The 12,709-nt window shown below is 67.3% G+C and carries 15 protein-coding genes and 1 pseudogene; 2 read left to right on the plus strand and 14 right to left on the minus strand.

Annotated elements, in window-relative coordinates:
- Window positions 1-246: 246 nt before the first annotated feature.
- The 10 genes from AC3WT0_RS17895 to AC3WT0_RS17940 all read right to left on the minus strand — a co-directional run bounded on the left by AC3WT0_RS17895 (window position 247) and on the right by AC3WT0_RS17940 (window position 6,107).
- Window positions 247-1,005 carry a lytic transglycosylase domain-containing protein gene (locus AC3WT0_RS17895; RefSeq protein ID WP_492754787.1) on the minus strand — a complete coding sequence of 253 codons (759 nt, stop codon included), beginning with the start codon at window positions 1,003-1,005 and terminating at the stop codon, window positions 247-249.
- On the minus strand, window positions 1,005-1,337 hold the full coding sequence (locus AC3WT0_RS17900) for a DUF736 domain-containing protein (RefSeq protein ID WP_492754788.1): 333 nt from the start codon (window positions 1,335-1,337) through the stop codon (window positions 1,005-1,007). The genes AC3WT0_RS17895 and AC3WT0_RS17900 overlap by 1 nt, the downstream gene beginning before the upstream one ends.
- A gap of 11 nt (window positions 1,338-1,348) precedes the next feature.
- Window positions 1,349-1,897, minus strand: coding sequence for a S26 family signal peptidase (locus tag AC3WT0_RS17905; protein ID WP_492754789.1), 549 nt, complete (start codon window positions 1,895-1,897; stop codon window positions 1,349-1,351).
- Window positions 1,894-2,415: a DUF2840 domain-containing protein gene (locus AC3WT0_RS17910; protein ID WP_492754790.1), complete on the minus strand. Its 522-nt coding sequence runs from the start codon at window positions 2,413-2,415 to the stop codon at window positions 1,894-1,896. The genes AC3WT0_RS17905 and AC3WT0_RS17910 overlap by 4 nt, the downstream gene beginning before the upstream one ends.
- A 261-nt stretch (window positions 2,416-2,676) precedes the next feature.
- On the minus strand, window positions 2,677-3,570 hold the full coding sequence (locus tag AC3WT0_RS17915) for a replication initiator protein A (protein ID WP_492754791.1): 894 nt from the start codon (window positions 3,568-3,570) through the stop codon (window positions 2,677-2,679).
- A 7-nt stretch (window positions 3,571-3,577) separates the two neighbouring features.
- Window positions 3,578-3,844 carry a helix-turn-helix transcriptional regulator gene (locus AC3WT0_RS17920; protein ID WP_119036603.1) on the minus strand — a complete coding sequence of 89 codons (267 nt, stop codon included), beginning with the start codon at window positions 3,842-3,844 and terminating at the stop codon, window positions 3,578-3,580.
- Between the two features lie 120 nt (window positions 3,845-3,964).
- Complete coding sequence (locus tag AC3WT0_RS17925) at window positions 3,965-4,744, minus strand: DUF2285 domain-containing protein (RefSeq protein WP_492754792.1); 780 nt, start codon at window positions 4,742-4,744, stop codon at window positions 3,965-3,967.
- A 161-nt stretch (window positions 4,745-4,905) separates the two neighbouring features.
- The gene (locus tag AC3WT0_RS17930; protein ID WP_492754793.1) at window positions 4,906-5,169 is read right to left on the minus strand and encodes a DUF2285 domain-containing protein; all 264 of its coding nucleotides are present in this window, start codon (window positions 5,167-5,169) and stop codon (window positions 4,906-4,908) included.
- Window positions 5,170-5,292: 123 nt separating this feature from the next.
- Window positions 5,293-5,559, minus strand: a complete 267-nt coding sequence (locus AC3WT0_RS17935) for a helix-turn-helix domain-containing protein (RefSeq protein ID WP_492754794.1) — start codon at window positions 5,557-5,559, stop codon at window positions 5,293-5,295.
- Window positions 5,560-5,699: 140 nt separating this feature from the next.
- Entirely contained in the window at window positions 5,700-6,107 is a 408-nt protein-coding gene (locus AC3WT0_RS17940; protein ID WP_208633311.1) for a single-stranded DNA-binding protein, read from the minus strand.
- Window positions 6,108-6,779: 672 nt separating this feature from the next.
- On the opposite strand from AC3WT0_RS17940, the gene AC3WT0_RS17945 reads away from it, so the two are divergent.
- The gene (locus AC3WT0_RS17945; protein WP_492754795.1) at window positions 6,780-7,118 is read left to right on the plus strand and encodes a hypothetical protein; all 339 of its coding nucleotides are present in this window, start codon (window positions 6,780-6,782) and stop codon (window positions 7,116-7,118) included.
- Complete coding sequence (locus AC3WT0_RS17950; protein ID WP_492754796.1) at window positions 7,108-7,668, plus strand: type II toxin-antitoxin system VapC family toxin; 561 nt, start codon at window positions 7,108-7,110, stop codon at window positions 7,666-7,668. The genes AC3WT0_RS17945 and AC3WT0_RS17950 overlap by 11 nt, the downstream gene beginning before the upstream one ends.
- Before the next feature lie 67 nt (window positions 7,669-7,735).
- Here the strand turns inward: AC3WT0_RS17950 and AC3WT0_RS17955 are convergent, their stop codons facing one another.
- The 4 genes and pseudogenes from AC3WT0_RS17955 to AC3WT0_RS17970 all read right to left on the minus strand — a co-directional run.
- Window positions 7,736-7,900 (minus strand): hypothetical protein, encoded by a 165-nt coding sequence (locus tag AC3WT0_RS17955; RefSeq protein ID WP_492754797.1) that lies wholly within the window; start codon window positions 7,898-7,900, stop codon window positions 7,736-7,738.
- A gap of 296 nt (window positions 7,901-8,196) precedes the next feature.
- Entirely contained in the window at window positions 8,197-9,138 is a 942-nt protein-coding gene (locus tag AC3WT0_RS17960; RefSeq protein WP_492754798.1) for a DUF2493 domain-containing protein, read from the minus strand.
- 357 nt (window positions 9,139-9,495) lie between these two features.
- On the minus strand, window positions 9,496-10,572 hold the full coding sequence (locus AC3WT0_RS17965) for a DUF7146 domain-containing protein (RefSeq protein WP_492754799.1): 1,077 nt from the start codon (window positions 10,570-10,572) through the stop codon (window positions 9,496-9,498).
- Window positions 10,572-12,680: pseudogene (locus AC3WT0_RS17970) on the minus strand (strawberry notch C-terminal domain-containing protein); the annotation flags it as partial. The pseudogene AC3WT0_RS17970 and the gene AC3WT0_RS17965, both read right to left, overlap by 1 nt.
- Window positions 12,681-12,709: the final 29 nt, after the last annotated feature.

Here is a 12,709-nt window from a genome sequence, read left to right on the forward strand (position 1 = left end):
GCACAGTGCGGAAATGCCTGCTGGCGGCTGGGTTTCGGCCAGCGCCGCACAGTGCGGGTTTCCCGCACACATTGCGCAGCAATGACCAAAAGCCTTGAGAATCAAGGCTACGACCGGGGCGAAATGGCAACGCACATTGCCGCCCTTTATCTTGCCCTCGCTCCTTCCCCTGCCAAACCCGAAGCCTGCCTCCTTCCGGCATTACGAAAGCCCGCGACGAAGCTCGCCAGAGTGCGCGGCAGCCGCTCATGGCGCGGGCGAGCCGGAAAGAGGGATGAACAGGCCGGTCGAAGGCGGCGTGGTCGCGGCCACCGTAACGCCAGTGCGGTCGGCCGGGCGACGCGCGGTCTGCGCGGCGGCATCATCGCTTGCGGTATCCGGCGGCGTTGTCGCGGTGACGCCCGAGCGCACGGTGAATAGCGCGGCGCGGCGCCAGGCGAGCGGATCGGGAGCAGGCGCGACGGCAATTTGGGCGTCACCCGAGCCGCCGGTGATCGCTGTCAGCTTTGCAAGGTAGGCGCGCGTTTCCGCGGGCAACGGGCGGCCGCGCGCGAGATATTCGTCATAGCGGCCCGGCCCCGCATTGTAGGCGGCCAGCATCGCCGTCGCGTTGCCGTAGCGGTTGTGCATCTCGCGCAGATAGGCCGCGCCCGTCATGATGTTGGCGCGCGGATCGAAGGGATCGGACCCGAGACGATAGCGTGCGCGCAGGGTTGCCCAGGTCGCGGGCATGATCTGCATGAGGCCCATCGCCCCGGCCGGCGAGACGGCGCGGACATCGCCGTTGCTCTCCGCGCGCATCACCGCCCATATCCAGGCTTCCGGGAGGGCGAACTGCCGCGCCGCGTCTGCGACGTAACGGCCGATCGTCGCGGTGGGGGACGATGCGTCCGATTGCGCGTGGGCAGGTGCGGCTCGAATGGCGACCGGCGCGCCCACCGTGACGGCGAGCAGCGCCAGCGCCACCATCCGACGGCGCGGCGAACCGGGACGCCGGAACGCCATCAGGCGCGGTCCTGGCCGGATCGCGGGTGCCGCCACGCCAACCGAAACGTCCGCCCTTCGGCATCCGCGCGGAACAGCTTGGGCTTGAGCCAGCGCGGAAACAGCGGGCTTTCGATCTCCAACGCGATGTAATCGCCGGCCAGTTCGCTGCTGCGCTTGCGCGCAAAGCCGACGATGGGACCGTCCGAGTCGTCGAGATGGATGTGATAGTCGGCGGCATCCTCGACGCGGCTTGGCTCGGCGGGAACGACCACGATCGCCTCGTTGATGGCGAACAGCCGGACGCGGCCGGCATAGCCATTGTCGGTGGGTTCAAAGATGTTCACGGGCATGGTCACTCTCCTCAGGGTTGACGGGTGAAGGCGATGGGCGATGGCGTGCGCAGATAGAGCGGCGTTGCTCGGCCGATGACGGCGGATGCCGGAAGCGGGCCGAAGTAGCGGCTGTCGAGGCTGTCCGGGACGGCCGGGTTGAGCAGCAGCAACTCGCCAGTTCGCAGCGTGCGGCAGCCGTGCCAGATCGGAAGCGGCCGGCCGCGACTATCGCGCGTCTGAGCGATGGCGACGGTGCGCCCATCGACGCTCACCACGTCGCCGGTCCGGCAAATGCGCTGCCCTGCCTTGGCCGCGACATGCTTCAGAAGCGGGACGCCGACAGGCAGATAGCGCCGCTCGGCAAGCCAGCGTGCGAGGCCGGCGGGGGGCAGCGCGGCGACCAGCGTGCCTACGTGCGGATCGCGGTCGAAATGGATGCGGTAGAGGCCGATCGGCGCGCTGGCGCTGGCGTTCCAGATCAGCCACGGCGCCGGATCGGCGAGCGCCACCGCGACGAACGAAACGGCGGCTGCGGACGCCGCAATGACGGTGGCCATGCCATAGAAGCGCGGAGTCATTGCTCGATCTCGCGCCGCTTGAGCCAGGCGCTATGGCGCTCCGCCGTGTAGAGGCGCGGCTGATGACCGGCGGTGATGCGCTGGTGGACATGCCGCCAGTGATCGGGCGCGGCGTCGCAGGGATCGACGCCGGCCGCCTCCACCGCGTCGATGGCGGCGAGCGCCTGTTGGACATTCGGCCAGCCCTGGATCTTGAGCAGGATTTCCCCGCCGGGCCGCACGAACGGGAGCGTGGTGTAGGGCTCGCCCGACGCCACCGCGCGCACCACGTCGATGCGCGAGGCGATGGTGCCGAAGTCGTTCGAGGCCCAGCGGACGAAGGCGAAGACCGCGCCCGGCCGGAAGCTGACGACGCGCGTTCGTCGGCTCAGGATGCGATCCTGCGAGACGCGGCCGAAGCGTATCCAATGCTCCAGCCTCTGCTCGATCCAGGTCACTTCGACATGGGTGAGTCCGTCGCGGGCGAGCGCGCTGAACGCGCCGCCGACGCGGACGCCGCGAGGGCGGTCATCGTTCATCGGTGATCTCCGGGGATGGTGGGAAATCGGTTCCAGGCTCGGACGGGGCGCTGCCCGATCGAGCGCGCGCGGCCGGACGCAGGCTGGCCACAGCCGCGCGCGCGGTTAGCAAGAATCCGAAGGATTCGATTCTATTAGCATGGTTAGAAGGGGCTGGATTCAGCAAGGAATCGCAGGCGCTTGGAAGGTGCGCGCGTTCCCGAAAGTCCGAGTCCGGCGTTCCTGATGGTCCGACTCCGGCTGTTCCTGATCGTCCGAACCTCATGGCCAGTTTTCCACAGGCTTGAGGCCGACGCGGCGCATCGCGGCGTGGAGCGGATCGGGCGGGATCGGCGCGAAGTTCAGCCGGTCACGGCCCAGCGTGTTTTCGAGGGTGAGGACGTAGCCGGGAAGCGACTGGCGGGCGACGATGGCGCGCAGCTCGAAGGCGAAGCGGCGAAGCGGCGACAGCGCGCCGGACTTCAGATGAAGATGCGGAACATCGAAGCTCCAGCCACCGTTCTGCCGCCCGCCATGTTTGCGCGCGATGCGGTAGAGCCAGCGTTCCAGGCCGCCCGTCAGGTCGAAATAGGCGCGGTCGATCGTCAGGACGAGTGCGCGGTCGAGCACCCCATCGTAGAACCAGTCGGGCAGGATCAATTCGATGCCGAGGGCGCGGCCGTTGCCGTCGGCCAGCTCGCGCCATTCATTGATCCAGGAGAAGCGGTGGCGCCGGCGCTGATGCTCCTGCCGGATCGAGGTAGCGACGGTCGTGGATTGCAGGCGGTCGAGCGCGGCTTTCAGCCGCTCGTAGCTCGCCTTGCCGGTGCCGCGCCGCGTGAAGGCCAATATCTCATGCGGCGTCGTCACCATGAGCCGCGATGTCGGATGGCCGGCGTCGCGCGCGGCGACGAGCTGGCTGGCGGCCCAGATCAGCACGTCGGCGTCCCAAATGGTCGCCATGCCGTGCTCGAATACCGCCTCGACGGAGATCCACGTCGCGCCCATGCGAAAGTCGATCGGCGTCGTGCGCCTGGTCTTGGCGAGGCTGAAGAACGGCCACGCCATCAAGTCCTGGGCATCGCGCGGCGCGAGATCGCCGGGCTTGGAGCGAAACAGCTCAAGCTGTGTTCGTTCCCCGCTGACGCGGCCGGAATGAGAGCGGATTGGGTGCATGGATCGCTCAGCGCCGCACGCAATCGGTGGGCAGCGGCTTGGCGGGATGGACGACGCCGTTGCCCGGATCGGACGTCGAGCGCCGGGTGCCCAGCGCCGCCCAGGCGTCAAGATCGTCGATGGCATAGACGATGCGGCCGCCGAGCCTGCGAAAGACCGGCCCGGTGCCGAAGCAGCGATGCTTCTCCAGCGTCCGGGCCGACAGGCCCAGATGGATCGCGGCATCGGGCGTCTTGAGATAGCGTGGCGTCGTGGCGGTGACAGGCTCGGCCATGATGATCCTCCAGATGTTGGCCGGCTCCGAAATGCGGGGTCGGCGGACAGGAGGTGATGGTGGCGAACCGACCCCTATGCGGTGAATGGACAGAACCTAGGCGCTCGGAAATGTCCCCGTTCACGCGCCGCGCAGCAGGCGCAGATAGCCGCCGTCGCGCAGTTCGACGGCCTCGGCGAACCATCGGTTGATGCGTTTGCGCTGGCGACTGTCGGACCATTCGGCGGCGCTGTAGTCGTGGACGCTGGCGTCGATCAGGACGGCGGCCAGCTCGCGGCGACTGGCGCCCGCCTGGTGGCCGTCGAGCACCTGCAACAGGGTGAGAAGATGCTGGCGGCGGAAGGGCGTGGGCCGCAGAGCCGGCGGCCCCGCGGCAACGCCAAGCAAGCGGCGGGACAGGCGCTCGGCGGCCGCGAGGCGTGCGAAGGGATCGCGCCCGAGCGGCAGGATCATCGCCAGCGGAAGATCGAGCGAGCCCGAGATCCAGATACGCTCATCGCCGTCGCTGTCAGCGAGAATGAGATGGAGGAAGTCGCCGATCTTCATGCGCGCCCGCACGGCGCCGAGCATCTTCAGGTCGAGCGGTTGGCCCGCGCCGATTCCGTCGAGCGATGGCGCCAGCACGATGTTGTCCGGCGAAAGATCGGGCCGCGCGACGGCCAGCTTCGGATCGTAGGCGGCGGTCGGCGCGGCGTAGAAGCTGATCCCCCAGCGTCGCACGAGATCGGCCGTTGCCTCGTCGGCGGTTGTCGCGCCGCGCTTCACGCGGCCGAGGGCGCGGCGGTATTCTATGCGATAGCGCGTGTTCCGGCTGACATAGCCGATGGCGATGTCGGAATATTGCAGCGCGTCGTCCCCGGCTTCGTCCAGGGGCGCGCGCCAGTCCCTCTCAGGTGGCATCGAATCCCTCCCAAGCATGGCCCTCTATGGAGCGCGTCGGGAGATGTTCTCAGGCAAGTATCGGCTGTGAAGGCCTGCTGTCCGGACAGCCGCATAGCTGATTCAAGTCAGCGTTTTGGCTCGATATTCCACGCTCTAGCCGAACAGCGTGAATCCCAATTTTACGATTGGTCCGGGGGCAGGTAGTGGCGATAGCCGGCCTCGCACATCCATCGGGCGCGGGCGAGGTGGGAGTCGTAAACCAGGCGCGCGCGCTCCGGCTCGGCTACCGGGTCGATCCCGAACACGATCAGCACGACCTCGCGCCAATCGGCATTTTCCTCCGCGGCGTCGAGCAACCGCCAGTAGGTCCGGTGGTGGCGTTCGTCATAATCGGTGACTTGGAGCACGTCAGGCGCGCGATCCTCGAAAGCGGCTATCGCCATCGCCTCGCTCCGCCTTCAGCCATAGCCTCCTGCGCCTGCTGACTCACAAGATATACACCATAATGGACCGAAGTAATCACACCGGGTTGGCTATGGCCGCGTCATGGACGAAGGATAGTCCGCCTAACGCCGCCGGTTTTTACTTGCGGCTTTGTTCGCCGCCTCACTGACCACCATCACGCCCTGGCCTCGGTCCGAGTCGAGAAAAACGACGCCGGCCGCTTCCAGCGCCTTGACCACCTGGTGCCGGGTTTCCTCGCGCACGGGCAGGCCGCTTACCGACTCTACGCGCTTGAGCGCGGTCAGTGCGACGAGGGCCTTGTCGGCAAGCATCTCCTGTGTCCAACCGAGAAGCGCGCGTGCGGCCCGCACCTGGCGGGAAGTGATCATGTGCGATCACGTTCACCAGGCGAGAACTATACGCCATGAAAACGACTATTATAGTCGTCTTGGTATAACTGCAACGCGGCGCGATGTCTCAAGAAAAAAAGCCCGGCGGCGGGGAGCCGCCGGGCCTCTCGCGCCCCGGATCAGAAAGGGATGTCGTCGTCGTCGAGATCGTCGGTGGCGTTATTGCCCGTCTGGCCGGACTTGCCCCGGCTAAGGAAGTCCACCGTCTCGGCGATGACCTCGCAGCCGTAGCGGTCGACGCCCTGCTGGTCGGTCCACTTGGTGTAGTGGATGCGGCCGCGAACCAGCACCTTCATACCCTTCTCGCAATGATCCTGGATGGTCTTGCCGAGGCCGTTGAAGGCGGTGATGCGGTGCCATTCGGTGTCCTGGACGCGGTAGCCGTTCTCGTCCCGGAGAACCTTGCCCTCCGCGTAGCGGGGACGCGAGGTGGCGAGCGTGAAGTGGGTGATGGTGGTGCCGCCCTGGGTGGTGCGGCTTTCCGGGGCCTGGCCGATGTTGCCGGCGAGGATGACGATGTTCTGCATTTTAAGTCTCCGTTGCTTCAAGTCCGAGGGACCGCCCCTCCGACGAGACCCGGCAAAGACCGGCGGGAGGCGCTGGCATCGACGCGCAGCGGAGACCTCGACCCCCAAGGCCCGAAGTGGTGCGGGCAGGCGCTTCAGCGCCAACACGGTTCGGATGCCGCGGGGGTTGCTGGCGAAAACCGCACGGGCTTAGGGGATCAGTCAGTCGGAAGGGGCTGTTCCTTCGGCGAAGCGACCTGGAGGGATATGCAGGGGCGCAGCGTCGTTCGCGGTGACGCGAGACTGGTCGGCCTGGCCGCCTCCGAGGGTGGTCCAACGCCTTTGTCACCCCACCGCCGCCCTTCGCGGACGGTGGGCATTTCGACGGGAAAGAGGCGCGGTTCAGGATTCCAATGGCGCAATCCCGGCACGGCCCGGCGATCCGCTCAGGAGCCGGGAAGGAAAGACGGCTGGTCGTGCGCATCCGAACTAAGGGAGCGACAGGGGTGCCCGTCTGCGGCATCGGGATGATGGCCAGGCGGACAGGCTGCGGGCGTGCGCCGACGGGTAGAATGCCGCCGTCGGCGATCGCGGCGGTCCCCTAACCGGGGTGCGAGAGGGCCGGCGCAGTTCTGTCGGCCGCCTTGATTTGTGTGACAGATGATACTATCTTGCACACATAAGGAGTCGATCATGGTCGCCAGTGCAGCAACGTCGAAAAGTGGAAAGAGCGCGGAGAAGCGTGGCGCCCCCAAGGGCGCGCGTTCGCGCGCGACCGGGCGCATCACGGGCGCGTCGGTGGTTATGGAGGAAGCGCGCCGCGCCGGCCTGCTGGACGGGGACTCGACCGAGCATGTCAGCTTCCGCGCGCCCAAGGCGCTGATCGAGGCGGCCAAGCGCGAGAGCGGTGCGACCAAACCGACCGAACTTGGTCTGCTGGCGCTGGCGATGCTGGCCCAGCCCGATCCGGTCGCGACCTATCTCAAGAAAAACTACGGTAAGCTCGGCCCGGATCACCAGCTTGACTATTGACCTGCGCGCGCATCTGCGGCGCATCAAGCCGGATAAGTATCTTCGCCAGTTCGTCCCGCGTCGGCCCGACGATTTGGTCGCGGCCGCCGATTTCGTCGGCGGCGGGCGGGCGGCGGTCATGGTCGATACCAATGTCTATATCCATGCTGCCGCCGGCACTCTGCCGGCGGCGGTGAAACTGCTCGTCGTGCAGGGGCTATTGTTCCATTGCTCGGTCTGCGTCGGCGAATTGAGCACCGGCGTCGCCAATGCCGATCCCGCTCATGCCGGCTGGAAGGCGCTGCGCGACTATTATGCGGGGGTCATCGCTAACATCCCGGCCACACGGTTGTTGACGCCCGACCCTGACGTCTGGGCCGAGGCGGGGCTGATCGCAGGCACGCTCGCCCGCGTGCAGAACTGGCAGCGGCATCAGCGCAAGGAGGCCCTGAACGACGCGCTGATCTTCCTGACGGCGGCGAAAGCGGGCCTGCCGGTGCTGACAGCCAACCGGGACGAGTTCGACCTGATCCAGCAGCTCGCCCCGCACGGTCGGTTCATCCATTTCTGAACGCAAATGAAAGTGGGCGGCCATTACGGCCGCCCTTGCGCTCGCTATGTGATCGGTTCGCCGATCGTCATGCGAAAGGATCATATTCGTGAACGATGGTGGCGGTGTCGCCGTCGAACTCGCGGGATTCGACGACGCCGAACATCTGGTCGGCGATCCTGATGACGACGATGCAGGTCATCAGCGTCCGGGCGAGGTTCCAGGCGTGCGTTTGAGCGATTTCCAGGGACATTGATCCGGCTCCTGTCTTTCGGAGCGGGGACCATCCCCGCTCGACAGGCGCCCGAAGCGTCGGGCGGATGGCCGCAATCACCGCACAGGCGAAGCCTGAAGGCCGCACGCTCGCGTAGCGGACCCTTTACGGGTTGATGGTGCCAGGCCATCGGTCAGACCAAGGATCGCGCCTCAAAGAGCCGGGTGGTGCGCGCGGGACAGAAGCCGGAATCCCCTCCTGGAAAATTGCCCAGCCATGCACCAGGCCGGTGGGCGGTTCACTGCGCTGTCGGCCGCAGCACGGGCGGGCGGCGCTCACGCGCCGTCCCGATCTCGGAAGTCCCAGACCTTGAGGCCCATCACCTTGGCCTTGTCGCGCAGATTGTCCTGAATGCCGGTGCCGGGGAATATGACGATGCCCTTCGGCATCACCGACAGCATCTCGTCGTTACGCTTGAACGGCGCTGCCCGCTTGTGCTTGGTCCAATCGGGCTTGAACGGCACGGTGGGGACGCCGCGAATGTCGGCCCACTTCACGGAGATCTTCTCGCCGCCCGTGGGGGTCGCGCCATGCAGCAGCACCATCTCGGGGAACTTCGCCTTGATGCGGTCCAGCGTCGCAAAGATGAAATCGACGTCGTTGAACGCCGGTCCCGAGGAGACCGCGATGCGGGTGCCGGGCGGCACGAGCACCTGCTTGTCGGCCCATTTGCGCGCATTGATGAAGTCGCGGCTGGCGATCACCGCCGAGGTCAGCGCCCTGTGGTTCACCTTCGAGCCGGAGCGCGGCGTCCAGGCTTTCAGGAAATGGGTGCGGAACTGGTCGGCGCAGGTGTCGCGGAAGAACTCCATCGCGTTGCGGCGCTCGATCATGGTCGCGCCTTCGCGCAGAAGCCGCTCCAGCTCGACCGACTTCACCTCCGAGCCGTCCTGTTCCTGCTGGCTGCGCTTCTGGGCGACCTCGTTGCTGTCCAGGTCGCGCTCGATCCGTTCGCCGGCACGGTGGAAGACGTTGGTGATGTTCCAGAGCAGGTCTTCGAGGTCGGGTTCGAGGCGGGTGTCGATCAGGCACGAGATCATCGCATCGAAGATGTCGGTGATTGCGCCTTCGGCCTGGCGGTCGTCGGGAAGCGGTCGGTCGTCGGGCTCGTCGTCGAAGGGCCGGTATCCGTATAGGGCCATCTCCTGAAGCAAGTGGGCGGTGGCGGATGCCTCGTGTTCGGGTTCATGTTCGGGGAGCGGATTGTCGGTTGTCATGGTGACGCCTTTCATCGGCTGACCGCGACCATCGCGGCCTTCGCAGGCGTCGAAAGACGGCGGGCGAACCGGGCTTGCACCGCCATCGCGCGCCTCTGGCGCGGGTGGGGGCCAAGCGAAGCGCCGGACGGCAGGGCGACGACTAATTTGTCTCGCGATGCAAAGCGGCCGCTCGCGGCCGCGGCGGAAATTAGTCGCAGACCGCCGTTGCCGGGCCGGGGCGGCTGTCGTCCCGAACGCCTCTCAAGAAGGCCGCTATGGCGCGGTCCTCTTGCGATGATCGAACCGTCATCACGGGCCGACAGGCCGGGTCTTCCCCGAATCCCGAACCGACGCCCTCCGCCCTCCTTCCGGCCTTCAGCCGGAGATGGCCAGGAAACGGTTGGCATCCTCGGGGACAAGCTGCACGGCGAGCGACGCGCACATCCGCTCAGGCCCGACCAGGCGCAGATCGTCGTTGAAATCGCCGAGTATGGGCGAAAGCGGCACGACTTCGATCCCGGCCGCCGCCGCCCGCTCGGTCAACGTCGCCAACGCCGCATCGCCGGCAGGATCGTCGTCGCGGGCGACATAGAGGCGCCGAAGTGCGGGCGGGAACAGGATGGCGCTGAGGTGGGCCGAGGACAGAGCGGCGATCATGGGCACAGCGGGCACGACCTGACGCAGCGACAAGATGGTCTCGACGCCTTCGCCCGCTGCCATCACCGCATCCGCCCCGCCAAAGCGGACGCCGTTCCCGAGCAGGAAACCCATCGCGCGCCGAGGCGTGGCCACCTGTGCCTTCGTCGGTGCGGCCGGGTCGAGCCCAGAGGCCAGATAGGTGCGGTGAACGCCGGTGATCGTATCGTCCAAATCGGTGACGGCGGCGATCATCGCGGGCCATGCGCGACGTGTCCCCGGCAAATCCTTCCGCGACGGGGTGTAGTAGCAGCGCGGATGGAAGCGCAGCGGATCGTCGGCCCGCAGATCGGTGATCCCCCGCGCGCGCAAATGCGCCTGAACAAGCGATCCCCGGACAGGCCGGGACGCGGCGAACAAGCGCCGCGCCGATTCCGGCGAGCCGGTCGGCGCCTTCGGTTCGCCCCGGCGGCGCGGACCCTCGGGGCAAGGCTCGGGGTCGGGCAGGCTGAGGAAGCGCCGGGCCTCGTCCAGCGTGTCGCCGAGCTGCATATGGCCGCAGACCAGCGCAATGATGTCGAGCAGGTCGCCATGATCGCCGGTCGCCGCATCGGTCCATTTGCCGGCCGCACCGCGGCCGCCCTCCGAGCCGGTAAGCCGCACATAGAGGCTGCGCCCCGGCGTATTGTGCGCGTCGCCAACCATCCAGTAGCGGCCTTCGCGGCATCCTTTCGACAGGTAGCGGCGGCACACCGCCTCGGCCCGATCGCCGAGACGGTGCGCCAACTCGCCTGCCTGGTCCGACAGCCGGCCCATCACGCGGCCGCCCGATCGGCGATGCGTTGGAGCGGCCAACGCTTCATCAGCCGCTCCAGCACCGCGACGCCGCCCGCGTCGACGGGAACGAACATGCGTAGCGACCACGAGATGATCTCGTGGAACAGGCCGTAGGCGGTCAGCCGCTCGCGCATGGCGTCGGTGAAGCCGGTCAGCTCGATGCGGTAGGCGTTCATCACGCGCACCCGGCGAAGCTGGAGACCTTCGGCCAGGTCGAGCACGGTGCGCCCGTCCATCAGCGCGGCGAAGGCCGCCTGCGGATCGAGACGCGGGCCGTCGTCGTTGGCGGTCGCCGTCGCCACCCAGGCCGGCGAGACCCGGCGGCCGATGATCCGCTCACCCCCATCGGTCTGGAGGCGATAGACGCGGGTGGACTCGTTCGGCAGGCGCTTCCAGATCGGCAGCAACAAGCCGGTGACGATGTGCATGGTGCTGGTGGCGAACTCCGGCACCTCGGCCAGCTCGGCTTCCCAGGCGCGGGCGAAGTCGGCGCGGCTGGCCTCGCGCCATTGCGTCTGCGCCATCGCCTCCAACGGCATCGGCGTCGATTCCATCGGCCGGACCAGCCGCACGCGCCGCTCGATGCTGCCATCGTCGAGCAGCAGCCCGCGCGTCGGTATCTGCACCGCCGCGCGGCCCGACTGCGCGTTGACCATCAGGACCGCGCGTGGCTCCGAAAGCCGGTCGAGCGCGTCGTCCAGCGTGATCGGCCGATTGCGGTCCTTGCGTTCGATCGTCAGCAACCTCGTCTCCGCCGTGGTGCCCGGATGAGTATAGATGATGCTGCGGTCGACGATCGTGAAGCTCTCGGCCTGAAGTGTTTCCAGGCCCAGCTCGTAGGTTCCCGAGGCGATGGCCCCCTCGATGCGCGCGGTCAGCAAATCCTCGAACGCGGTGAACAGCGTGTTCTGGAGGGCGATGGTGAGCGCCAGCATACGATTGAGGAAGGTGGTGATCGGCGGCAGCTCGTCCTTGAGGCCGGTGTCGTCGCGTAGGCTGAGACCGGTCGCCTCCTCGAAGGCGAGCAGCGAGCAGCCTTCGACCTTGCCCGCAAAAAGCAGCCGATAGAGCTGGCGCAGGGCGTCGCGCGCATATTGCGATTCCAGATTGTCCTCCGGCCGGAACAGCCCCTGGCCGCCGGCCTGGCGCTGGCCGCGCGTGATCGCGCCCAGCGTGTCGAGCCGGCGCGCGATGGTCGAGATGAACCGCTTCTGCGCCTTCACGTCGGTCGTCACCGGCCGAAACAGCGGCGGCTGCTTCTGATTGGTGCGGTTGGTGCGGCCGAAGCCCTGGATGGCGTTGTCGGCTTTCCAGCCCGCCTCCAGCAGATAATGGACCCGCAGCCGCTGGTTCCGCGCCCCGAGGTCGGCGTGATAGCTGCGGCCGGTCCCGCCCGCGTCGGAGAAGATCAAGATGCGCTTGGCGTCGCTCTGGAACGCGTCGGTCTCGCCGACATTGGCCGAACCCGGCCGGCTCTCGACGACAAAGCGGTCGATACCGTCTGAGCCGCGCCGCTTGACGATCCGGCGTGAGCGTCCCGTCACCTCGGCGACCATATCGGTCCCGAAATGGTGGATGATCTGGTCGAGCGCGGCCGGGACCGGCGTGAGCGACGCCAGCCGCTCGATCAGCCGGGCGCGCCGCTCGGCGGCTTCGCGGGACTCGACGGGGTTGCCGTCGGCGTCCGTGACAGGCCGGGAGGACAGGTTGCCCTCGCTGTCCGTGAACGGCTCGTAGAGCTGCACTGGGAAGCTGTGTTCGAGGTAGGACAGGACGTATTCGCGGGGCGTCACGTCCACGCGCACGTCATCCCATTCCTCGGTCGGGATGTCGGCCAGCCGCCGTTCCTGCAACGCCTCACCGGTCGAGACGATCTGGACGACGGCGCTGTGCCCGGCTTCCAGGTCGCGCGCGATGCTGGCGATCAGCGATGGCGTCTGCATCGCGGTGATGAGGTGATTGAAGAACCGCTGCTTGGCGGACTCGAAGGCGCTGCGCGCAGCCGCCTTCGCCTGGCCGTTGAGCGTGCCGGTCGTGCTGGTGATGTTCGCGGCCTGCATCGCCGCGTCCAGATTGTTGTGAATGATCTGTTATCGCGAGGTCGCGATAATGCGCA

The sequence above is a fragment of the Sphingomonas sp. EU05-FHT14C10 genome, assembly GCF_058790595.1.

What these genes read in the sequence shown, in the direction of transcription:
- AC3WT0_RS17945 (WP_492754795.1), top strand. Translation starts at nt 6,780, where the DNA reads ATGGTCGCCAGTGCAGCAACGTCGAAAAGTGGAAAGAGCGCGGAGAAG.
- AC3WT0_RS17930 (WP_492754793.1), bottom strand. Translation starts at nt 5,169, where the DNA reads ATGGCGATAGCCGCTTTCGAGGATCGCGCGCCTGACGTGCTCCAAGTC.
- AC3WT0_RS17915 (WP_492754791.1), bottom strand. Translation starts at nt 3,570, where the DNA reads ATGCACCCAATCCGCTCTCATTCCGGCCGCGTCAGCGGGGAACGAACA.
- AC3WT0_RS17895 (WP_492754787.1), bottom strand. Translation starts at nt 1,005, where the DNA reads ATGGCGTTCCGGCGTCCCGGTTCGCCGCGCCGTCGGATGGTGGCGCTG.
- AC3WT0_RS17960 (WP_492754798.1), bottom strand. Translation starts at nt 9,138, where the DNA reads ATGACAACCGACAATCCGCTCCCCGAACATGAACCCGAACACGAGGCA.
- AC3WT0_RS17955 (WP_492754797.1), bottom strand. Translation starts at nt 7,900, where the DNA reads ATGTCCCTGGAAATCGCTCAAACGCACGCCTGGAACCTCGCCCGGACG.
- AC3WT0_RS17905 (WP_492754789.1), bottom strand. Translation starts at nt 1,897, where the DNA reads ATGACTCCGCGCTTCTATGGCATGGCCACCGTCATTGCGGCGTCCGCA.
- AC3WT0_RS17900 (WP_492754788.1), bottom strand. Translation starts at nt 1,337, where the DNA reads ATGCCCGTGAACATCTTTGAACCCACCGACAATGGCTATGCCGGCCGC.
- AC3WT0_RS17940 (WP_208633311.1), bottom strand. Translation starts at nt 6,107, where the DNA reads ATGCAGAACATCGTCATCCTCGCCGGCAACATCGGCCAGGCCCCGGAA.
- AC3WT0_RS17920 (WP_119036603.1), bottom strand. Translation starts at nt 3,844, where the DNA reads ATGGCCGAGCCTGTCACCGCCACGACGCCACGCTATCTCAAGACGCCC.
- AC3WT0_RS17910 (WP_492754790.1), bottom strand. Translation starts at nt 2,415, where the DNA reads ATGAACGATGACCGCCCTCGCGGCGTCCGCGTCGGCGGCGCGTTCAGC.
- AC3WT0_RS17965 (WP_492754799.1), bottom strand. Translation starts at nt 10,572, where the DNA reads ATGGGCCGGCTGTCGGACCAGGCAGGCGAGTTGGCGCACCGTCTCGGC.
- AC3WT0_RS17935 (WP_492754794.1), bottom strand. Translation starts at nt 5,559, where the DNA reads ATGATCACTTCCCGCCAGGTGCGGGCCGCACGCGCGCTTCTCGGTTGG.
- AC3WT0_RS17925 (WP_492754792.1), bottom strand. Translation starts at nt 4,744, where the DNA reads ATGCCACCTGAGAGGGACTGGCGCGCGCCCCTGGACGAAGCCGGGGAC.